The sequence below is a fragment of the Streptomyces sp. NPDC006296 genome (assembly GCF_040613235.1).
GTDB lineage: Bacteria > Actinomycetota > Actinomycetes > Streptomycetales > Streptomycetaceae > Streptomyces.
The window spans coordinates 36172-57698 of the sequence record NZ_JBEXRT010000015.1 but is presented as its reverse complement, the minus strand read 5'-3'; the positions used below and the strand labels follow the sequence as shown (position 1 = coordinate 57698).

16 protein-coding genes are annotated in these 21527 nt (G+C 73.2%); 5 read left to right on the top strand and 11 right to left on the bottom strand.

Features of this window, described 5'->3' with window-relative positions; genetic code table 11:
* Positions 1–91: 91 nt before the first annotated feature.
* Positions 92–487 carry a helix-turn-helix transcriptional regulator gene (locus tag ABZ172_RS13135; RefSeq protein WP_356883305.1) on the top strand — a complete coding sequence of 132 codons (396 nt, stop codon included), beginning with the start codon at positions 92–94 and terminating at the stop codon, positions 485–487.
* 6 nt (positions 488–493) lie between these two features.
* On the opposite strand, the gene ABZ172_RS13130 is transcribed toward ABZ172_RS13135, so the two are convergent.
* The 4 genes from ABZ172_RS13130 to ABZ172_RS13115 form a co-directional block, all read right to left on the bottom strand.
* Positions 494–946, bottom strand: coding sequence for a flavodoxin family protein (locus ABZ172_RS13130; protein WP_356883303.1), 453 nt, complete (start codon positions 944–946; stop codon positions 494–496).
* 117 nt (positions 947–1063) lie between these two features.
* Positions 1064–3337, bottom strand: a complete 2274-nt coding sequence (locus ABZ172_RS13125) for a heavy metal translocating P-type ATPase (protein WP_356883301.1) — start codon at positions 3335–3337, stop codon at positions 1064–1066.
* A gap of 585 nt (positions 3338–3922) precedes the next feature.
* Entirely contained in the window at positions 3923–5251 is a 1329-nt protein-coding gene (locus ABZ172_RS13120; RefSeq protein WP_356883299.1) for an enolase C-terminal domain-like protein, read from the bottom strand.
* 36 nt (positions 5252–5287) lie between these two features.
* Positions 5288–6625 (bottom strand): gluconate:H+ symporter, encoded by a 1338-nt coding sequence (locus ABZ172_RS13115; RefSeq protein ID WP_356883297.1) that lies wholly within the window; start codon positions 6623–6625, stop codon positions 5288–5290.
* A gap of 304 nt (positions 6626–6929) precedes the next feature.
* On the opposite strand from ABZ172_RS13115, the gene ABZ172_RS13110 reads away from it, so the two are divergent.
* Positions 6930–7718 (top strand): IclR family transcriptional regulator, encoded by a 789-nt coding sequence (locus ABZ172_RS13110; RefSeq protein WP_356883295.1) that lies wholly within the window; start codon positions 6930–6932, stop codon positions 7716–7718.
* A 147-nt stretch (positions 7719–7865) separates the two neighbouring features.
* On the opposite strand, the gene ABZ172_RS13105 is transcribed toward ABZ172_RS13110, so the two are convergent.
* The 3 genes from ABZ172_RS13105 to ABZ172_RS13095 form a co-directional block, all read right to left on the bottom strand.
* Positions 7866–9083, bottom strand: a complete 1218-nt coding sequence (locus ABZ172_RS13105) for a cysteine desulfurase-like protein (RefSeq protein WP_356883293.1) — start codon at positions 9081–9083, stop codon at positions 7866–7868.
* A 398-nt stretch (positions 9084–9481) separates the two neighbouring features.
* Positions 9482–10576: a hypothetical protein gene (locus ABZ172_RS13100; protein ID WP_356883291.1), complete on the bottom strand. Its 1095-nt coding sequence runs from the start codon at positions 10574–10576 to the stop codon at positions 9482–9484.
* Positions 10577–11250: 674 nt separating this feature from the next.
* Positions 11251–12792, bottom strand: a complete 1542-nt coding sequence (locus ABZ172_RS13095) for a pectate lyase (protein ID WP_356883289.1) — start codon at positions 12790–12792, stop codon at positions 11251–11253.
* Positions 12793–13553: 761 nt separating this feature from the next.
* Between ABZ172_RS13095 and ABZ172_RS13090 the strand changes: the two genes are divergently transcribed.
* Positions 13554–14624, top strand: a complete 1071-nt coding sequence (locus ABZ172_RS13090) for a glycoside hydrolase family 43 protein (protein WP_356883287.1) — start codon at positions 13554–13556, stop codon at positions 14622–14624.
* Between the two features lie 111 nt (positions 14625–14735).
* On the opposite strand, the gene allB is transcribed toward ABZ172_RS13090, so the two are convergent.
* The 4 genes from allB to ABZ172_RS13070 form a co-directional block, all read right to left on the bottom strand.
* Positions 14736–16073, bottom strand: a complete 1338-nt coding sequence (allB, locus tag ABZ172_RS13085) for an allantoinase AllB (protein WP_356883285.1) — start codon at positions 16071–16073, stop codon at positions 14736–14738.
* Positions 16074–16154: 81 nt separating this feature from the next.
* The gene (locus ABZ172_RS13080) at positions 16155–16880 is read right to left on the bottom strand and encodes an aspartate/glutamate racemase family protein (RefSeq protein WP_356883283.1); all 726 of its coding nucleotides are present in this window, start codon (positions 16878–16880) and stop codon (positions 16155–16157) included.
* 138 nt (positions 16881–17018) lie between these two features.
* Positions 17019–18527, bottom strand: coding sequence for an NCS1 family nucleobase:cation symporter-1 (locus ABZ172_RS13075; protein ID WP_356883281.1), 1509 nt, complete (start codon positions 18525–18527; stop codon positions 17019–17021).
* 451 nt (positions 18528–18978) lie between these two features.
* Positions 18979–19596 carry a TOPRIM nucleotidyl transferase/hydrolase domain-containing protein gene (locus ABZ172_RS13070; RefSeq protein ID WP_356883279.1) on the bottom strand — a complete coding sequence of 206 codons (618 nt, stop codon included), beginning with the start codon at positions 19594–19596 and terminating at the stop codon, positions 18979–18981.
* 251 nt (positions 19597–19847) lie between these two features.
* Between ABZ172_RS13070 and ABZ172_RS13065 the strand changes: the two genes are divergently transcribed.
* Entirely contained in the window at positions 19848–20453 is a 606-nt protein-coding gene (locus tag ABZ172_RS13065; RefSeq protein WP_356883437.1) for an RNA polymerase sigma factor, read from the top strand.
* Positions 20450–21526, top strand: a complete 1077-nt coding sequence (locus ABZ172_RS13060) for a CU044_5270 family protein (protein WP_356883277.1) — start codon at positions 20450–20452, stop codon at positions 21524–21526. The genes ABZ172_RS13065 and ABZ172_RS13060 overlap by 4 nt, the downstream gene beginning before the upstream one ends.
* The last annotated feature ends 1 nt before the right edge of the window (position 21527 follow it).

Here is a 21527-nt window from a genome sequence, read left to right as displayed (position 1 = left end):
GGCGGGCGGGAGGAGTTGGCGCAAAGCCGTCCGCGTCCGGAGCGGCCGCGCGTGGCGGGGAGCCCGAGGGGCTCCGCATAGGGTGTCGCCCATGAAGTCCTACACCATCGGCCAGGCGGCTCGTCTGCTCGGCGTGAGCCCGGACACCGCCCGCCGTTGGGCGGATGCCGGCCGGGTCGCGACCCATCGCGACGAGAGCGGGCGCCGGCTCGTCGACGGCCGTGACCTGGCGGCGTTCTCGGTCGAGGTCGCGCAGGCCGGCTCCGGCGAGGAGGAGACCTCCTACACCTCGGCGCGGAACGCCTTCCCCGGCATCGTCACCGCGGTGAAGCTCGGTGACGTCGCGGCCCAGGTCGAGATCCAGGCGGGACCGCACCGCCTGGTGTCCCTGCTGACCCGGGAGGCCGTGGAGGAGTTGGGGCTGGAGGTCGGCATGCAGGCGACGGCCCGCGTGAAGTCGACCAGCGTGCACATCGACCGCGCCTGACGCCCGTCAGTCCATCAGCCCGGCGGCGACCGTCGCCCCGAGCTCCCAGCAGGCCTCGATGTCGGCCCGGTCCGGCTCGCCGGTGACGGTCACGGCGTCGGCCGTCCGGCGCCATCCGAGGCCCGTCGTGATCGTCTCGATGCCGCGCACGGCTCCGGTGACGTCGTTGCCGCCGTGCACGTAGTACCCGAAGGGGCGCCCCCGCGTCGCGTCCAGACAGGGGTAGTAGACCTGGTCGAAGAAGTGCTTCAGGGCGCCGGACATGTACCCGAGGTTCGCCGGGGTCCCGAGCAGGCAGCCGTCGGCGGCGAGCACGTCGGAGGCCGTGGCGGAGAGCGCGGCCCGCCGCACGACGCGTACGCCCTGGATGTCCTCCGTCGTCGCGCCGGAGACCACCGCCTCGAACATCGCCTGGCAGTGCGGCGAGGGGGTGTGATGCACGATCAGCAGAGTGGCCACAGGACCGAACCCTGCCGCCCCGGCCCCTCGGACGCAAGCCGCGACGCCCGGGCACGGTGTGCGTCCGAGGGGCCGGGGAGGGCGCGCCGTCCGGAGCCCGGGGCGGGCCCGCCGCCCTCAGCCGGTGGCGCGGAAGCCGCGCAGCCGGAGGCTGTTGCCGACGACGAAGACCGAGGAGAAGGCCATGGCGGCCCCCGCGATCATCGGGTTGAGCAGCCCGGCGGCGGCGAGCGGGAGCGCCGCCACGTTGTACGCGAAGGCCCAGAACAGGTTGGAGCGGATCGTGCCGAGCGTCCTGCGGGAGAGCCGGATCGCGTCGGCGGCGACCCGCAGGTCCCCGCGCACCAGGGTCAGGTCGCCGGCCTCGATGGCGGCGTCCGTGCCGGTGCCCATGGACAGGCCGAGGTCCGCCTGGGCGAGCGCGGCGGCGTCGTTGACACCGTCGCCGACCATGGCGACCGTACGTCCTTCGGCCTGGAGCCTCCTGACGACGTCCACCTTGTCCTGCGGCATGACCTCGGCGAGCACCTCGTCGATCCCGACCTGCGCCGCCACGGATGCGGCGACGGCCTGGTTGTCGCCGGTCAGCAGGACGGGCGTCAGTCCGAGGGCGCGGAGCCGGCGGACCGCCTCGGCGCTGGTGTCCTTGACGGCGTCGGCGACCTCCAGGACGGCCCGTGCCTCGCCGTCCCAGGCCACCGCGATCACGGTCCTGCCCTCCCGCTCGGCCGCCTCCCGCGCGGACCGGAGCTCCTCGGGCAACGCGACGGCGCGTTCCTCCAGGAGCTTCACACGGCCGACGAGTACGGCCCGGCCGTCCACGACGCCCCGGACACCGAGGCCGGGGAGGTTGCCGAAGTCCTCGGGGGCGGGCAGCGGGCCGACCGCCGCGGCGGCGCCCTCGGCGACGGCGCGGGCGATCGGGTGTTCGGAGGCGTGTTCCAGGGCTCCCGCGAGGCGCAGTACCTCGGCCTCGTCCGTGGATCCGGTGGTGTGGACCGCGAGCAGCGTCATCCGGCCGGTGGTGACGGTACCGGTCTTGTCGAGGAGGATCGTGTCGGCCCTGCGGGTGTTCTCCAGGACCTCCGGCCCCTTGATCAGGATGCCGAGCTGGGCGCCGCGCCCGGTGCCGACCAGCAGCGCGGTCGGTGTGGCCAGGCCCAGCGCGCAGGGGCAGGCGATGATCAGCACGGCGACGGCCGCGGTGAACGCGGCGGTGATTCCGGCGCCCGACGCGAGCCAGAAGCCGAGGGTCGCGAGCGCCAGCACGATGACGACCGGCACGAAGACCGCGGAGATCCTGTCGGCGAGCCGCTGGGCGGAGGCCTTGCCGCTCTGGGCCTCCTCCACGAGCGCGGCCATCCGGGCCAGCTGGGTGTCGGAACCCACCCTGGTGGCCTCCACGACCAGCCGGCCGCCCGCGTTGAGGGTCGCTCCCGTGACGGGGTCACCGGCGGCGACCTCGACGGGCACCGACTCGCCGGTCAGCATCGAGGCGTCGACGGCGGAGGAGCCCTCCACCACCCTGCCGTCCGTGGCGACCTTCTCCCCGGGGCGGACCAGGAAGCGGTCCCCGACCAGCAGCCGGGCCGTGGGCAGGGTGATCTCACGGCCGTCGCGCAGCACCGTGACCTCCTTGGCGCCCAGCTCCATGAGCGCTCTGAGCGCGGCACCGGCCTTGCGCTTCGAGCGGGCCTCGAAGTAGCGGCCCGCCAGGATGAAGGCGGTGACGCCGGCGGCGGCCTCCAGGTAGATGTTCCCCGCTCCGTCGCCCCGGCTGATCGTGAAGGTGAAGGGATGCGTCATGCCCGGCATCCCCGCCGTGCCGAAAAAGAGCGCCCACACCGACCACAGGAACGCGGCCGACGTGCCGAGCGAGATCAGGGTGTCCATGGTGGCGGCGCCGTGCCGGGCGTTCGTCCAGGCGGCGCGGTGGAAGGGCCAGCCCGCGTAGGTGACGACCGGCGCGGCCAGCGTGAGGGAGAGCCACTGCCAGTACTCGAACTGGAGGACCGGGATCATCGCCATCGCCACGACCGGCGCGGCCAGCAGGACGGCGGTGACGAGCCGCCGGCGCAGCGAGAGCAGCTCGTCGTCGTCCCCGTCGCCGTCGGCCCGGTCGGCGGCCGGGTCTTCGGTCCCGGCGGGCTCGGGGCGGGGCGGGGCCGGTGGTTCGGCGGTGTAGCCGGTGGCCTCGACGGTGGCGATCAGGTCGTCCACCGAGACGTCCTCGGCGTAGGCGACCCTGGCCTTCTCCGTGGCGTAGTTGACGGTGGCCTCGACCCCCTCCATGCGGTTGAGCTTCTTCTCGATCCGGGCCGCGCACGAAGCGCAGGTCATGCCGCCGATGGCGAGCTCGACCCGGGCGGCGCCGGGAGTGGTGGGCGTCATGTGCTGCTCCTCCTCCGAACGAGATCCAGCATACCCCTCATGGGTATCGCCTTCCCTGTCAGGGTATACCCCCCGGTGGTATGTGGGCCAGTCATGTGACCTGTCACCGGCGGGCATGAGGAGGACCCCGTGGGGGGCTGCGCGGAGGGCACCGGAGCGGGAGCGGTCACGGCTCCGCCGTGACGACCGGCGTCCTCACCGGCCCGCCCTCCGCGGCGCGGGGCCGGTCCCGGCTCCGGGGCCGTTCGCCCGGACCGGCCGATCAGGGGGACGGACGGGCCGGAAGGGCCGGCCGGCCCGGTCTCCCTCCGGGATTCCCGCGCCCCTGCCGGCGCGGGGGGTTCGTGACGGGCCCCTGCCGGCGCGAGGGGTCCGGCGGGTCCCTCCGGTGCGGGCGACTACCCTCCGCGGCCGGCCGGGCTCATGGCGTCGGCGGGCCGGGGGCCCTGACCCGTCGCACCACCCCCGGCGGGCACCGGCCTCCGGGGGCAGGCACCCGCCGCGCGCGACGGACGGGCGGCGGGTGCGGGACCGGCCGCCGGAGGCGGACCGCGCCCGTGGGCCGGGCGGGGCGTCCGCGGGCGCCTACCGCACCAGGCAGGGCCGCTTCGCGTCGAACGTCCAGCCGGGGACGAGGTACTGCATCGCGTCGGCGTCGTTCCGCGCGCCGAGCCCCTGCTCCAGGTAGAGCTCGTGGGCGGCCCGCAGGCGGTCCGGATCCAGCGTGACGCCGAGTCCGGGTGCGTCGGGGACGGCGATCTCGCCGCCGGAGATCCGCGGCGGGGCGACGGTGAGCCGTTCCAGGCCCTCCTGCCAGATCCAGTGGGTGTCCAGGGCGTTGTACTCCCCGGGCGCGGCGGCACCGCAGTGCGTGATCATGGCGAGCGAGATGTCGAAGTGGTTGTTGGAGTGGCAGCCCCAGGTCAGGCCCATCGCGTTGCACAGCTGGGCCACGCGCACCGAGCCCTGCATGGTCCAGAAGTGCGGGTCGGCCAGCGGGATGGACACCGACTGCAGGGCCAGGGCGTGGGTCAGCTGCCGCCAGTCGGTGGCGATCATGTTGGTCGCGGTGGGGAGGCCCGTCGCGCGCCGGAACTCGGCGAGTACCTCCCGCCCGGAGTAGCCGTCCTCCGCCCCGCACGGGTCCTCGGCGTACGCGAGGGTGCCCACCAGCGGGGAGCACAGCTCGACGGCCTCGCGCAGCGACCAGGCGCCGTTGGGGTCCAGGGTGATCCGCGCCTCGGGGAAGCGGTCCTTGAGCGCGCGTACGGCCGCGACCTCCTCGGAGCCCGGGAGGACTCCGCCCTTGAGCTTGAAGTCCCGGAAGCCGTAGAGGTCGTGGGCGGCCTCGGCCTGTCGGACGATCGCCCCGGGGCCGAGGGCCTCCTCGTGGCGGATCCGGTACCAGTCGACGTCGGACCCGGGCTCGCGGACGTAGTCCAGCTCCGTGCGGCCGGGGTCACCGACGTAGAAGAGGTAGCCCAGCACCCGTACGGAGTCGCGTTGCAGGCCGTCGCCCAGCAGGGCCGCCACCGGCACGTCGAGGTGCTGGCCCAGCAGGTCGAGGAGGGCGGACTCGACGGCCGTGACGGCGTGCACGGTGGTCCGCAGATCGTAGGTCTGGGTGCCGCGTCCGCCCGGGTCGCGGTCCGCGAACCGGGCACCGATCTCCCGCAGGACGCGCTTGTAGTCGCCCACCCCGGCTCCGGTGACCAGCGGCTCGGCGTCCCGCAGGGTGCGGGTGATCTTCTCGCCACCGGGCACCTCGCCCAGTCCCGTGCGGCCCTCGGAGTCCTTCAGGACGAGGACGTTGCGGGTGAAGAAGGGGCCGTGCGCGCCGGAGAGGTTCAGCTCCATGCTGTCGCGGCCGGCGACGGGGTAGACGGCGAAGTGGGTGATGGTCGGCTGGTTCATGCGGTTCGGGTTTCCTTGGGGTGCGAGGGGGCCGGGTCAGAGGGCGAGGACGTCGAGGGCCCACTCGGCCGCCAGGACACCGCCGAGGCCGAGGACCGCGAGCACGGTCGTGTAGCCGGTGCGGACCTTGATCGCCTGGATGACCGAGAGGTTGAAGTACTCCTTGAACAGCCAGAATCCCGGGTCGTTGACATGGGAGAAGGCGATCGACCCGCACGACACGGCGAGCACCATCATCTCGGGGTGGACGCCGCTCCCCGCGAGGAGCGGCAGGACCACGCCGGAGGCGGTGACCACGGCGACCGTCGCCGAGCCGAGCGCGATGCGCAGGATGGCGGCGATGAGCCAGGCCAGGATGATCGGCGAGATCGACCAGTGTTCCGTGACGTCCTTGATGTAGTCGGAGATCCCGCCCTCGACGAGGACGTTCTTGAACGCCCCGCCCGCGCCGATGACCAGCAGGATCATCGCCATCGCCTGGGCCGCGGAGGTGCACGAGGCACCGACGTCGGCCAGGCTCCGCCCGATCCGGGGTCCGAGCGCCCAGACGGCCAGCAGGAGGGCGAGCAGCAGGGCGATCGGCGCGGAGCCGACGAAGGCGACCGCGTGCAGGAACGGGCCGTCCCCGGACACGGTCATGTCGACCACGGCCGCGCCCGCGATCAGCACCACCGGGAAGAGGGCCACGAACAGCGACCAGCCCATGCCGGGCATCTCCTCCTCGGTGAACTCCCGCTCACTGACCAGGCCCTGCGGGATGGAGGGGTTCATCGCCCGCACGAACGGCAGCCTCGGCCACAGCAGCGCGACGAGAGCACCGGCCGGCACGGCGATGAAGAGGCCGTAGAAGAGGGTGTGGCCGACGGAGGCGTGGAACGTCGCGGCGACGGCGGTGGGGCCGGGGTGCGGCGGGAGGAAGCTGTGCATCGTGGACAGCGAGATCGACATCGGCAGGCCGACCCACAGGAGGTTCGCCCCGGTGACCCGCACGAGCGTGAACGCGATCGGCACGATGATGATGAAGGCGACCTCGTAGAACATGGTGACGCCGATGAGCATCGACGTCACCACCATGGCCAGCTGGACCCCGCGCGGGCCGAAGGCGTCGAGCAGCCGGCCCGCGATCCGCTGGGCCGCTCCGGAGTCGCCCATGATCCGCCCGACCATCGCACCGAGGCCGATGGTGAGCATGGTGTCGCCGATCTGGTCCCCGATGCCCGCAGAGAGGACATCGGGTATCTCGACCGCCGGTATCCCCTGGACCAGAGCGACACCGACGGCGACGAGCAGCAGTGCGGCGAAGCCGTTGAGCTTCGTACGGGTCATCAGGAGCAGCAGCGCCAGCACGCTGATCCCGACTACGACGAGCGGCATGTCAGTTCCCCTTCGAACTGTCGGACGGTCGTACTCCGGGCTGTCGTGCTGTGGTGCCGTCGCGAGCCGGGCCGTCGGACCCACCGGGTCCTCCTCGTGTGCCGGTCGCCGGGGACCTCCTCCTCCGGGCGGGCGGACCGGCCGGGACCGGTGGGCGGGTGCGCGGTGTGACGCGGCGTCACCTGGTGTCACACCGCGATTCGTCATCCTCATATGCAGATGACGAACAAGTATGGGAACGGAGGCTAGGCGGGTGGACGCGACACGGTCAATGGGTTCGACAGCGCGGATCTACGATGGGGGGATGCCGGAGAACAGCGGGGTGCGCGGGGTGAAGTCGGCGTCCCGCACCGTCGCCCTGCTCGAACTCCTCGCCGCCCGGGGCGACCGGCCGGCCCGGCTGGACGAACTCGCCGCGGAGCTCGGCGTTCCGCGCAGCAGCATGTACCAGCTCCTGCGCACCCTCGTCGACTGCGGCTGGGTGCGCACCGACACGACCGGCTCGCTGTACGGCATCGGCATCCGCGCCCTGCACACCGGGACGAGCTACCTGGACAGCGACCCGCACGTGCGCGCGGCCCGCCCCTGTCTCGACGAGGCCTCGGACGCGCTCGGGGAGACGATCCATCTGGCCCGGCTCGACGGCCCGAACGTCGTGTATCTCGCGACGCGTGAGTCCCATGAGTACCTGCGCACCCTCAGCCGGGTGGGCCGCCGTGTCCCCGCGCACGCCGGAGCGCTCGGCAAGGCGCTGCTCGCCGAGCGGCCGGACGACCGGCTCCCGCTCCCGGAGGGCCCGCTGACCCCCTGTACGGAGAACACGCACACCGAGCACGCCACGCTGCTGGCCGACCTCGCCGGGGTGCGTGAGCGCGGCTACTCGATCGACCGCGAGGAGACGGTGACGGGGATCGCGGGCTTCGGCTTCGCCCTGCGCTACGACTCACCGGCCGTCGACGCGATCAGTTGCTCGGTGCCGGTGGCACGGCTGAACGCGGACCACGAGAGGCGGGTCGTGGCGGTCATGCGGGAGATCCGGACGAAGATCGAGAGCATGCTGCCCCCCGCGTCCGGCTCCCCCGACTGGCGCTGATCCGCACCGCGGACCGGGGGCCGGGGGCCGGCACCGCACGGGAACGGACCGGGGGCGCCGCCCGGGGCGAGCAGGGGCGCCGCACCCGGGCCGAGCAGGAACCCGCGAGACAGCGGCACCGCGCCCGGGGCGAGCAGGGCGTGCGGATCAGCGGCGGGGTACGTCGAGGGCGTTCAGCAGCCGGTCGACGTCGTCGTCGCAGCTGTAGGGGGCCAGACCGACGCGTACGCCGCCCTCCTCCCCCAGTCCGAGCCGGCGGGACGCCTCCCAGGCGTAGAAGGATCCGGCCGGGGCGTCCACTCCGCGTGCGGCCAGGTGCCGGGAGACCTCCCCGGAGTCGCGGCCGGCGAGCGTGAACAGGGTGGTCGGGGTCCGCCGCGCCGCGCGGGAGTGGACCGTGACACCGCCCAGTGACGCCAGCCCCTCCTCGATGCGGTCGCGCAGCCGGTCCTCGTGGGAGGTGAGGGCCGTGAAGGTGCGGCCCAGACGTTCCCGACGGGTGCCCGCACCGGGGACGAGCCCGGCGAGGAAGTCCACCGCCGCCGTCGCACCGGCCAGCAACTCGTACGGCAGCGTGCCCAGTTCGAAGCGCTCCGGCACCGCGTCACTGGACGGCAGCAGCTTGTCCGGCCGCAGGCTGTGCAGCAGTTCCGGCCGGCCGGTCAGCACACCGAGATGGGGCCCGAGGAACTTGTACGGCGAGCAGACCAGGGTGTCCGCACCGAGCGCGGTCAGATCGACCGTGGCGTGCGAGGCGTAGTGCACCGCGTCGACGTGGAGCAGGGCTCCGGCGCCGTGCACCAGGTCCGCGAGGGCGGGCACGTCCGGGCAGGTGCCGATGAGGTTGGAGGCGGCGGTGACGGCGACGAGCCGGGTGCGGCCGGACAGCACGGCCTCGATGTGCCCGGCGTCGAGTTCGCCCGTGCCGGGGTCGAAGTCGGCCCACCGGACCGTGGCCCCCACGGCCTCGGCGGCCTGCACCCAGGGCCGTATGTTGGAGTCGTGGTCGAGACGGGACACCACCACCTCGTCCCCCGGCCCCCAGTCCTTGGCCAGGGTCCGCGCCAGGTCGTAGACGAGCTGGGTGGCGCTGCGTCCGAACACCACCGCGCCGGCCTCCGCGCCGAGCAGATCGGCCAGGGCGGACCGCGCCCCGGCCACGATCGCCTCGGCGTTGCGCGCGGCCTCGGTGAGCGTCCCCCGGTTCGCCAGGGGCCGGATGAGGGTCTCGGAGATCGCGTCGACGACCTGCTGGGGCACCTGGGTGCCACCCGGCCCGTCGAAGCGGGCGGTTCCCGCCTTCAGCGCGGGGAAGCAGGCACGGATCGCCTGTACGTCGAGGGTGGGGCCGGTCTCGCTGCTCAAGGGATGCTCCGGGGGTGAGGGCGGACGGCTGAGGCACCGGCGCCGGCCGGCGTCCTCCCGCCGCACGGGCGGCGGCCGGCCGGCCCGGCTCGGGCGCACCCCGGGCCGCACCGGTCGTTCCACGGCCATGATGGCAGCATCCGCCGGAGCGGCGACCGGCGCGGAGCGGTCACCCTGCGGCCGGTGCGCGGGACGGGACGCGGAGCGGTCACCTCCGGCCGGTGCGCGGGGACGGGACGCGGAGCGGCACGGCGTCCGGCCCGGGTCACCGCGTCGCTGCGGGCGGGCCCGGCGGTGCGGGCTCGACGACCGGCGCGGTCCGGGTCGCCGGGGCACCGGGTCGCCGCGTCCCTGCGGGCGGGCCGCCCGGCGACGCGGGGCGATCTCCCGACGGGCGGTCAGGTGGCGCCCAGCAGACCGCCGAGGAGCCCGCCCAGCAGACCTCCCAGCAGGCCGGCGCCGGGCGAGGTGGTGCCCGGCGAGGTGGTGCCCCCGCTCCCCTCCTCCTGGGGGTCGTCCCCTCCCCCGGCCGTGCCCCCGGCGCCGGATCCGTCGCCGGGGGCGGACGGCGAGGGTGCAGCCGTGGGCCCCTCCGCGCCCCCGGCGCTCCCCTCGGCCGGCGGGGCGGAGGGCCGGGGCGCGACCGTGGTCGCGACAGGCCCCGGAACGACGGCGGGGATGCCCGCGGGGTCGGAGGACCCCGGGGAGACCGGCGGGCCGGTGACCCGCGCGGACGGGGGCGGACCTGCCGGAGCGGGCGTGCCGTCGGTCGCCCCGGGGGCGGGTGATGCGGGTGCGGAGGGGATGGCGCGGGCGGTCGGGTCGCCACCACCGCTCCGGGCCTGCTGTTCCTCGGATCCGCGCTCCAGGCCCAGGATCCGCGGCAGTTGCAGGTACGGCGCCCCGGAGTCGCCGCCGACCAGCGCGGCGGTCACGGTGGTGGCGTAGCAGACGCAGCAGAGGGCCGCGACGACTCCGGTACGGCGCCAGGTCCGGCCACGCCGCCCGGTGAGGTCGACGAAGACCGGCAGGGCGGGTGGCGCGGTACGGCCGCCGGCCTCGTCGTCCTCCGCCCCGGAGGCAGCGCGGGCGCGTTCGTCCGCGGCGGGCTCGCCGGCCGTGCCGGGTCCGTGCTCACCGCGTGGCCTCCGGTCCCGGGGACCGTCCGTGCCCTCCGGCACACGGCCGCCCTGCTCGTCCTCCGGCGCACGACGGCCCGCACCCTTCACCGGGAGGCCGCCCTGCTCCTGCGCCGTGCGGTCGTCCGTCGTCCCCGTCGCAGGACCGCCCGCGCCCTTCGGCCGGGCGCCCGCGCCCTTCGCCGGGAAACCGTCCGGCCCCTCCTCCGGCGCACGGCCACCCGGCCCTTCCGGTGCGCGACGGCCCGCACCCTTCAGCGGGAGGCCGTCCGGCTCCTGCGCCGTGCGGTCGTCCGTCTCCGTCGCGGGGCCGTCGCTCCGTATGCCGCTCACCGTCGCGCCGCGTATGCCCATGTGTGTGTCTCCTCCGCACGCCCCGGCCACTGGTCCGCGGGGCTCGTCCCCGGCGAGGTCCCGTGATCCGCTCCATGGGGCACGCCCGCCCCGCCTTCCCCACCGGCATCCCATGATTCGGAAACAGCGGGCCCTTCGGATTGCTCCGGCGGGTGTCGAGCCAAAACTGATCGGTCTGTGGCCGGATCCGTAGCGATACGATCACCTGGGGTCACGGAGAGGGAGGCCGAGGGCTGGAATCCCCGGCGGGGAGGCTCCCGCCGACGGGCGGGTCCGGGGCACGGAACGGGGGCCGCAGGCAGGCGGATACGGTCCTGCCGGGTCTGTTCCAGGCGTACGGAGCGGGGGCCGCAGGCACGCGATCAGGTCCGGCCCGGTCCACTCCGGGGCACGGAACGGGGGCCGCAGACACGCGGATACGGTCCGGACCGCTTGCGGGCGCGCGGAACGGGGGCTGCCGGCCCACGGACCGGATCCGGTCCCCGCGCATGGAGACGGGGCCGTCGGCGTGCGACGGCCCCGTCCCGATCACCGGCGGCGGACACGGGCCCGGGCCCGGTACCGCCGCCTTCCGTACCGGTGCCCGGGAGGTCCCGAGGGTGCCGGGTTCCGGCCCGGCGCCGGGGCTGCGACCGGGGCACCGAGCCCCGGCCGGAGCCCCGGCGGCCGTGACGTCATCCGGCGTACGTCTCGAACTCGGCGACCTTGGGCGTACCGGACGACCCGGTGATCTCGAAGGTGATCTTCTTGAGCGAGGTCGTGGGCACCGTGATGACACCCGCCCCGGTGCCCGAGGTCAGGACGGAGCCGGTGTCGCCGTTGAGGACCCGCCACGACCGGATCACACCCGTGGACCCCGCCGCCTCGCGGATGCCGATCTTCGACACGGAGGTGGCGGTCCCCCACTTGATCGAGATCGAACCGGTCGAGCCGGCCGGCGACCAGTAGGTGCTCATGTCACCGTCCCGCACATTGCCGTAACTGACCCCGCTCGCCTTGCTGGAGCCGTCGGAACCGGCGCCGATGCTGAGGTTGGTGCCTGCGGGCGGGGTGGGACCGGGCGTGGGGTCCGTCGGGTCCGGGGTCGGAGTGGGCGTCTGCGGCGAGCAGTTGCCGTCCGACACCTTCAGCCCCTTGCCGGCACCGGCCGTCGCGCCCACGATCGCCGGGACGCAGCTCGCCTGGTCCAGGGTGTAGGAGTAGGGGATGCCGACGGTGGTGTTGGACTTCGGGTCGGGTCCGGCGGGGTTGTTCTTGCTGCCCGGGGCCGACCACGTCACGTTGTCGAACGTGTTGCCGCCGACCTGCCAGTACCCGGCCGCGTCGGTGTAGAACGTGCCGAGGACGTCCTTGGAGTTCTTGAAGTAGTTGTTGTCGACCTTGGCCCGCGCACCGGCACGGGAGTTGATCCCGGACTCGTTGAGCTTCACGTAGTAGTTGTTGTAGATGTGGGCGATGCCGCCCCGCAGCAGGGGCGTGCGCGAGTCGATGTTCTCGTACAGGTTGTGGTGGTAGGTGATGTAGCCGTTGGAGAGCTCGGTCTCGCTCGATCCGACCAGTCCGCCGCGGCCGGAGTTGCGCAGGGTGCTGTAGGACAGCGTGACGTACTGGGTGTTGTCCTTCAGGTCGAAGAGGCCGTCGTAGCCCTCCGACTCGCCGCCCGAGGCCTCCAGGGTGGTGTGGTCGACCCAGACGTTGCGCACGTCGCTCTCCATGCCGATGGCGTCACCGCCGTTGGACGTGGGCGAGCCGGACTTCTTGACGTTCTTGACGGTGACGTTCTGGATGATGATGTTGCTGGACTCACGGACGTGGATGCCCAGCTGGTCGAAGACGGCACCGCCGCCGACCCCGACGAGCGTGACGTTGCTGATCTGCTTGAGCTCGATCACACCGGCGGCCGTGTTGCAGCTGCTGCCGGACACCTTGGACGTGTTGCCGTGGTTGATCGTGCCCTCCACCTCGATGGTGATCGGGGTGCTGCTGCCGGCCCGGTTGCACAGGGCCGTGTGGATCGCGGTCCCGGTGGTGGCCCGGACCGTCGCACCGCCGGCACCGCCGGTGGTGCCGCCGTTCTGGGTCGCGTAGCCGGTGGCGCTCCCGGTCGCCGCCGCCGACGCCGCCTCGGGCATCGACAGCACCACACCGGTCGCGGCGGCCACGGCCAGCGTGGCCAGAGCGGCGTTGAGTCGCAGCGCGACTGATCGTCGTCCCATGTTGGTTGTCCCCATTCGTGTTCACATGCTGTGTTGCTGCTCCATGCCGCGGTCGCAACGGCGAACCGGCGGTGCCGTCGGCGTGACGCCGTGCAGCACGCGTCGGCGGTGACGCATGGTGATCTCGAGCGGTCGGGACGGCGGTCTCCGCCGGTCCCGGGACGAGCGGGCCGGCCGGCCGCGTCGCGGACAGGTGGCGTGCACCCTCGTCCGTGGGCGGACCGGCTTCCCGTGGGGACTCCTGGGGGCCCGGCGGCGGCTCGTGCACGGCCGTCGCGACGGCCGTCGCGACGGACGCTTCCACCGGACGGAGCCCAGGAGGGGAAAGCGCTTTCTGTCCGCGACGATAGAGGGCCCACCCTCACACTGACAAGGTTCATGACAGATTCAGAATCAGGGGCGGCACCGGGACGCCCGACGGGATCAACTCCACCCGAAGATCGCCCAGTTGGCAGCCCGCAGACACACGGAAACGGCTGCGCGCACGCCCCGGACCCCTCGCCCCGGAAGGGGCCTCAGCGGCCGTCACGTGGCCCGGTCGTCGTGACGACGTCCGTAATATTGACAGGGACAGAACCAGTCGTGATGCTGTGAGAGCGCTCTTTTCATCGATGTACACATCGGTGCGGAGACAGGGGAGATGACGGAAGGTCACCCCCGCCACCGCCCCGGCGTGGTCCTGACCAGCGCCTGCCCGCGCCCCGGCAACCGCTCCCCCGGTTGTCGCGTCGCGGCGCGGAGGCCGACCATGGAGCGGGCTGATGAAGCTTCCCCGTCACCTTTCCGGTATCACCGCGTTCGCCCTCTCCGTCCTGCTCGCCGCCGCGATGTGCCTCGTCTCGGCGGGGCCGGCGCAGGCGGAACGGACCGGTCTGCGGGCCGCGGACCCCAGCGTCATCCGCGTCGGCGGCACCTATGTCTCGGTGCAGTCGACCGGAGGCGGCATCGCCGTGCGCCAGGCGTCGTCGACGGCGGCCCTGGCCTCGGCTCCGGCACGCCAGGTCTGGTCGGACACCCGCGGTCTCGGCGAGGTCTGGGCTCCGGAGATCGTGCGGGACGGCGGCCGCTACTACATCTACTTCTCGGCGGGACGCGGCGCGGCCCACCGGATGTACGTCATCGGCTCGGCGGCAGCCGACAGCGGGTACACCGGCGAGACGAAGCTCGCGCTGGCCGACGACAAGTGGGCCATCGACGGCACGCTGTTCACCTTCAACGGGCAGCGCTGGTTCGTCTGGTCGGGCTGGGCGGGCGACACGAATGTGGAGCAGAACCTCTACATCAGCCGGATGAGCAGCCCGACCGCCCCGTCCGGCGCGCGGTACGTCATCTCGCAGCCCCGCGAGAGCTGGGAACGGGTGGTCGGCAACCCGTTCATCAACGAGGCGCCCGAGGCGGTCAAGGACCCGAACGGGCAGCTGCACATCGTGTACTCCGCCAACGGCAGCTGGAGCGACCAGTACTGCCTGGCGGATCTGCGGCTCCGGGCCGGCGGCGACCCGACGTACGTATGGGACTGGTACAAGTCGAACGGCTGCCTCTTCGGTTCCTCCCGGGCGACGATGATGTCCGGCTGGGACCCCACGCTGTACGTCGACGGCCCCGGGCATCACAGCTTCGTCCTGCTCGACGGCGACATCGGCACGAGCCCGCCGGCCGGCCCGCGGTTCCCCCTGATGTTCCACGCGGTCGCGAAGGGGACCCCGTACTCGTGGGCCGACCGGTACTGGTACACGGGCACGTTCGCCTGGTGGGGCGACATCACCTACCGCAGGGCGAACGTGCCGGGCGCGAACACCAGCACCGGCTGGAGCCTCAAGTTCTTCGAGTGACGGACCCGCCGCCGCCCGCCGGGGAGCGCAGCCGCCGGGCCGGCGCGGAGGGCTTCGCCCTGCCGGGGTGACGGCCGCCGGACGGCACCGCGGCCCGGCGGCGGGCCCGGGTCAGCCGTTTCGTTCGAGCAGACGGCCGGTGGGTGGCGTGAGTACGCCGTCGGCCGCGATCCGCTCACCGCGCAGCCAGGTGGACCGCACCACGCCGCACAGGGTCCTGCCCGCGTACGCGGTGACCTGGTTGCGGTGCTGGAGCCCGGCCGGATCGACGGTGAAGGTCGCCTCGGGATCCAGGACCGCGAAGTCCGCGTCCCGTCCCGCCTCGATCGCCCCCTTGCCCACCAGCCCGGCCAGTTCCGCCGGCCCCGCCGACATCCACCGCGCCACGTCCTCCAGACCGTGTCCCCGACGACGCGCCTCCGTCCACATCGCCGGCAGACCCAGCTGAAGAGAGGAGATACCGCCCCACGCCGACGCGAAATCCGCCGTCTTCAGGTCCGTCGTGCACGGCGAATGATCGGACACGACACAGTCGATCGTGCCCTGGGCCAGCCCCTCCCACAACGCGTCCTGATTCGCCGCCTCACGGATGGGCGGACAGCACTTGAACTCCGTCGCCCCGTCCGGCACCTCCTCCGCACGCAAGGTCAGAAAGTGCGGGCACGACTCCACCGTCACCCGCACCCCCTCCGCCTTCGCCGCGGCGATCATCGGAAGCGCGTCCGAGGACGACAGATGCAGCACATGCACCCGCGCGTCCAACTTGCGGGCCAGCCCGATCAGATGCGCGATCGCCGCGTTCTCCGCATCACGCGGCCGCGACGCCAGGAAGTCGGCGTACTTCCCGCCGCTCCTCTGCGGGGCTTCGGCCAGCTGGTGCGGATCCTCCGCATGCACGATCAACAGACCGCCGAACCCCGCGATCTCCCCCAGAGAGACCGCCAGCTGCTCCTGATCCAGCTCCGGGAACTCCTCCACACCCGACGGCGAGAGAAAGCACTTGAACCCGAACACCCCGGCCTCGAACAGCGGCCGCAGATCCGCGACGTTGTCCGGCAGCGCACCGCCCCAGAAGCCCGTGTCCACATGCGCCTTCGGACGCGCGACCTCCTGCTTCACCCGCAGATGATCCACCGTCGTCGTCGGCGGCACGGAATTCAGCGGCATGTCCAGCAACGTCGTCACACCCCCCGCCGCCGCGGCCCGGGTCGCCGACCAGAACCCCTCCCACTCCGCACGACCCGGATCGTTCACATGCACATGCGTGTCCACCAGACCCGGCAACACCACATCGTCACCGAGGTCCTCCAGACGCGCCCCCGCCGGCACCCCGGCGCCGTGCGGCACCACCGCCTCGATCACACCCCCGGCGACAAGGACAGCCGCGGGCCGCATCCCCTCCGGGGTGACGACACGCGTCGAACGCACTACCAGCTGCACATCGGGCACGGCTGGGCCCTCCTCTTCCGACTCGCTCCTGGTGGGGCCGACGGCCGGCCCCGCTCCTGTTCCCCGGCCCGGCGGCCGGTGTCAGCCGGCCTGCGGCGGCCAGTTGACGATCCGCTTGGGGCGCGGCGGTGCGTAGGTGCGCACCTTCGACGTGGTGAGCCCCAGGCGGACGAGGGACTCGGCGATCGTCACCGCCGCGGTGACGCCGTCGACGACGGGGACCCCGGTGCGTTCGACGACGCGTTCCGTGAGGCCCGACATCCCTCCGCAGCCGAGGCAGATCACCTCCGCCCGGTCGGTCTCCACCGCCCGGGCGGCCTGTTCGACGATGGCGTCGACGGCCGCGCTCTCGTCCCTCTCCAGGTCCAGGACCGCGAGGCCGCTGGCCCGCACCGACGCGCAGCGTGCGCTCAGACCGGCGGCGCGGAGACGCTCCTCGATCAGCGGGACCGTGCGGTCGAGGCTGGTGACGACGGAGTAGGTACGGCCGAGGAACTGGGCGGTGCTCGCGGCCGCCTCGGTGATGTCGACGACCGGGACGTCGAGCAGTTCCTGCAGACCTTCCCGGCCGTGCTCGCCGTAGCCGGCCTGGATCACCGCGTCGAAGGGCCCCGGGTGGGCGCGGACGGCCTCCATCACGGCGACGGCGGCCAGATAGCTCTCGTAGTTGCCCTCGACGGACTCCGCACCGAAGGAGGGGGTGAGCGGGACGATCTCGGTACCGGGCGAGGCGACGGCAGCCGCCTGCTCGCCGATCGCGTCGGTGATCGACTGTGTGGTGTTGACGTTGACGACGAGGATGCGCATGGGCGGCCTTCGGCTCGGTGGTGGGTGCGGCGACGGCGGCACGGTGGCTACGTCCGGCACGGGGCCGGCGGTTCGCGCGGCGCCGCACCGGCGGTTCGTCCGGCGCGGGTCAGGTGGCCGGCCGGGATCCGGGGAGTGTCATTCGGCGGCGACGGCGATGGACTCGCCGTCCACGTCGTGGATCTGTGCACGGCGGTCCGCGATGAGGGCGTACAGCGCGGCGGCGAGGAAGGCGCCGACGAACCAGGAGAATCCGGCCGCGGCGTGGAAGAACGGCACCAGTGCGACGACGACGGCGACGGCCGCGGCGGGTACGAAGGCGGCGACGGCCCGGGGGTTGAAGCCGCGGCTGTAGTGGTACTCGCCCTGCGGGTCCTCGCTGTAGAGATCGGGCACGTTGATCCGGGACCTCCGCAGCAGCCAGTAGTCCGCCATGATCACGCCGAAGAGCGGACCGAGGAGGGCACCGAGCCCGCCGAGGAAGTAGTTGACGACGATCGGGCTGTTGTAGAGGTTCCACGGCAGGATCGCGAGCCCGGTGACCGCGCTCACCACACCCGCCCGGCGGAAGTTCAGCCGGCGCGGGAAGAGGTCGATGAGGGCGTAGATCGGTGCGACGAAGTTGGCCAGGAGGTTCACCGCGACGGTCAGGGCGATGAGCGCGAGCGAAGCCGTCGCCAGGAGGAACATGTTCGGGATGGTGCGGACGATGTCCGTGGGACTGGTGATGACCTGTCCGTCGAGCTTGAACTGCGCCCCGCTGAGGACCACCACGATCACCGCGAAGAAGAGCATGTTCAGCGGGATGCCGATCACGTTGCCGCGGACGATGGAGCTGCGGCTCCGCGCGGACCGGGTGAAGTCGCAGAAGTTGAGGACGAAGGTCCCGTAGATCACCACCCACAGTGCGGCGGCCTGGAGGATCTGCAGCCACATGGCTCCACCGGTGAGCGGGGCGTCCACGGACAGGGAGACCGAGCCGTCCGCACGGACGAACATCCACACGGCGAGGGCGAGCATGGTGAGCAGGGTCGTGGGCGCGGCGAAGGCCATGTACCTCCGGATCATCTGCATCCCGTAGCTCACGATGAGGAGTTGGAGGGCCCACAGGGTGAGGAACGAGATCCAGCCGAGGGTGGACTGGCCGAGCAGGGAGTTGGAGTCCAGACCGCGGAGCCCGGGGAACATCGCGAGGAGGAGGGCGCTGAGGACCGCCGAGGCGAGGTAGGTCTGGATGCCGAACCAGGCGATGGCGACGATCCCGCGGACGGCGGCGGGCGTCTTCGCCCCCCTGATGCCGAACGCGATGCGGCTCATGACCGGGAAGGGCACCCCCGTCTTGTGCCCCATGAAGCCCGACAGGGTCAGCAGCAGGAAGAGCAGGACCGAGGCGAGCGCGAAGGCCGCCAGGATGCCCCACACGTTCAGGCCGAGGGCGAAGAGGCCCAGCGCGAAGGCGTAGTTGCCGAGGCTGTGGACGTCGTTGGCCCAGAGGGTGAACACGTTGTACGCGCCCCAGCGGCGCCCCTGCTTCTTCGTCGGGGCCAGGTCGTAGGTGTACAGGACGGAGCTGGTGGCTCCGTCGCCCCCGTCGGTCCGGGTGTCCCCGGCGGCCGTTCCGGGCGGCAGGCCCTCCACAGCAGTCATCGATCGGCCCTCGATCATTCGCTAGGGGCCGCAACCGGGCCTGTCGACGGCCTACTGCGGAGAAGGCTGCGCACCACGGGCCCCGGCGGCCGGGAGAGTTTCAGAGGTTTCCACAAAGTGGAAGTTGATTTCCGCGAATCAAAACGTAGTTTTCGCCGAAGGGCAGCGTCAAGGGGTTCGGGCGGGCAACTTCGCGACGGTCGCCGCACCCGCGCGCGGCAGCGGTGGCCGGACGGACGGGGGGGACGCCGGAGCACGGGTACGACACCGACGACCGGGTACACCGACACCAGGAAGATCCGCACGACAGTGCCGGCCGGACGGACATCGACGCGACGGAACACCGGTACGGCCCGTTCCGCGCCGCCGGGAGGGAGGGCACGCCGGGCGCACGGAAGGGACGGCCCCGCACCCCGGGGCCGTCGGTCCGGTGGCGGGGGGGGCGGACCGGTCAGAGACCGGCGAGCAGGGCGTCGAGCGGGGCGGGAACGCGGTCCGGTTCGAGGGCCTCGACGAGGACGCGGCCGTAGTGGATCTTGCGTCCCTTCTTCGTGCCCAGGAAGCGCCGCAGCCGCTGGTCCGCGCTGCGGCCCCGCTGCGCGGGCTGGTTCACGAAGGTCCGCAGGGCGCGCAGATCGCCCTCCGCCCGCACGAGTTCCTCCACCCGGGGCACCCCCAGGGCACGGATCAGCTCGTCCTCCAGGTCGGCCGCGCAGACGAAGAACGGCTGCCGGGCCGCACCGGCGCGCTCCAGACCGCGGGTGTAGTAGCCGCGCTCCGCCTCGTCGCACAGCCCCGTGAGGCGCAGTCCGAGGCCGGTCGGTCCGAGGAGGCCGGCGAACCGCCCGACGCTCATCGCGCCGCCCATCGACAGGACGCAGACGCCTTCGGCCGCCAGGTCCCGGCCGCGGCGCGCGGCCAGCGCGTCCACCGCCGCGACGTCGCTCGGCCCTTCGAGCAGCACGACCGCCCGGACGGGCAGGTGCGGGACCAGGTCCCGCACGGGGTCACCGGGACCGCCGGCCGCCCATGCGGTGACGGCCTGCCGGAAGGTCCCCATGTCTGCCATGGACCGAGTCTCCACGTCCCCCGGGCACCGCGGTACCGGTTTTCCGGGTGCCCGCCGGCCGCCCGGCTCCGGTGCGCGGCACGGACCGACGGGCGGGCCGGTGGCCCCGCCCCGGTCCGCCCGGCCGCCGCGGGCGAGGATGGCGGTGCCCGCGGGCCGCGCCGCACGGCCGGCCCCGGTGTGTGACGCAGGCCACGGGAACCCCGCGCCGGCCGCGGAGAGGAACAGGCGTGAGGGATACAGAGAGCCAGATGCGCGCACGGGTGCGCGCGGGGGACCGCGAGGCGTTCGCCCAGCTGTACGACGACTGCTCCCACGCGGTGTACAACTACGCACTGCGGCTGACGGGTGACTGGTCGGCGGCCGAAGAGATCATGTCCGAGACGTTCCTGACCGCCTGGCACACCCGTGCGCGGATCGAGGCGCGGGACGGGTCGCTCCTGCCCTGGCTGCTCGGCATCGCCACCCACAAGGCCGACAACGCCCGGCGGCGCGTGCGCAGATGGCGGGTGTTCCAGGCGCGTCAGCCACCGCCGCGCGTCCAGGAGGACTTCGCGCAGAGCACGGTCGACCGCATCGAGGACGCCCGGCGCCTGGAGGCCGTCCGACGCGCGCTCGGCCGGCTGCGGCGCCAGGAGCGCGAGGTCCTCGTCCTGTGCGTCTGGTCGGGCCTGGACTACCGGCAGGCGGCCGAGGCCCTCGGCGTACCCGTGGGCACCGTGCGTTCGCGCCTCTCGCGCGCCCGGGGGCGGCTCGCCCGCCTCACCGAAGAAGACCTGGAACCCGGCGGTGGCCGCGGAGAGGTTACGAGTGCGGCCGCGAGCGCGGCCCCGACCGAGCGGAAGGAACGCACATGAAGGACAAGGCACCCGGGTCCCCGCGCACCGGCGATCTGGAGGAACTCGCCCGCATCCTGCCGGCCCCCGCGGAGTCCTACCTTCCGCCGGACCGCCGTCGGCACCACAGGGAACGGCTGCTGAACCTCGTGGACAGCGAGCGGACCGGGCAGGCCGGACGGACCGGACGGGCCGGACGGGTCGCAACCTCCCGGCGCCGGGCGTCGCGCTTCGTGGTGCCCGCCGCCGCGCTGGCGCTGGCCTGCGCGGTGGCCGTGGCGATCACCCTGCCGGGCCCCGGGGAGGAGAACCGCTCCGCACCGGGGGACACCGTGACGCACCTGCGGCCCGCCGCCGCCCTGCTGGACCGCATCTCGACCGCGGCGGAGAGGCGCAGCACCCCGGTGGTGCGCGACGACCAGTTCGTCTACACGCGGCAGAAGGTCCGCGGGGCGGACCTGACCAGCGGCACGGCGGTCCTCGGCCCCGTGCAGGACTACGAGAAGTGGCTGTCGCAGAAGCCCGGTCCGGTCCTGAAGCAGGGCCTCGTCCGCGTCGACGGGGAGACCTCGTCCCTCAACGCCGAGCTGGGGGACGACGACGGCACACCGGCGGGCGCGAGCCGTCCCACCTACCGCTGGCTCAGCTCGCTGCCGACCGACCCGGACGACCTGCTCACCTATCTGTACGCGGCGACGCCCCCGGCCGAGGAACGCGAGCGGGACCAGGCGGTGTTCGAGGAGATCGGTTCCCTGCTGGGCGGGGTGATGCCGCCCGAGACGGCCGCGGCCCTCTACCGGGCGGCGGCGCGGATCCCGGGGGTGACGGACGTGCCGCGGATCGAGGACGCGATCGGCCGTGCGGGGGTCGGCATCGTCCGGGAGGACACCCGCTACGGCATCCGTACCGTGTGGGTCTTCGACCGGGACGGCTTCGCCTTCCTGGGGTCCAGCAGCACGCTGACCGCGCGGACCTCCTACGGTGAGCCCGGCACCCTGCTGTCGAGCTCGGCCGAGATCGGGCACGGCGTGGTCGACGAGGCGGGACGGCGCCCCGCCGGCGCGGACGCGACGGGGCCGGGCCGCGAGGGCTGAG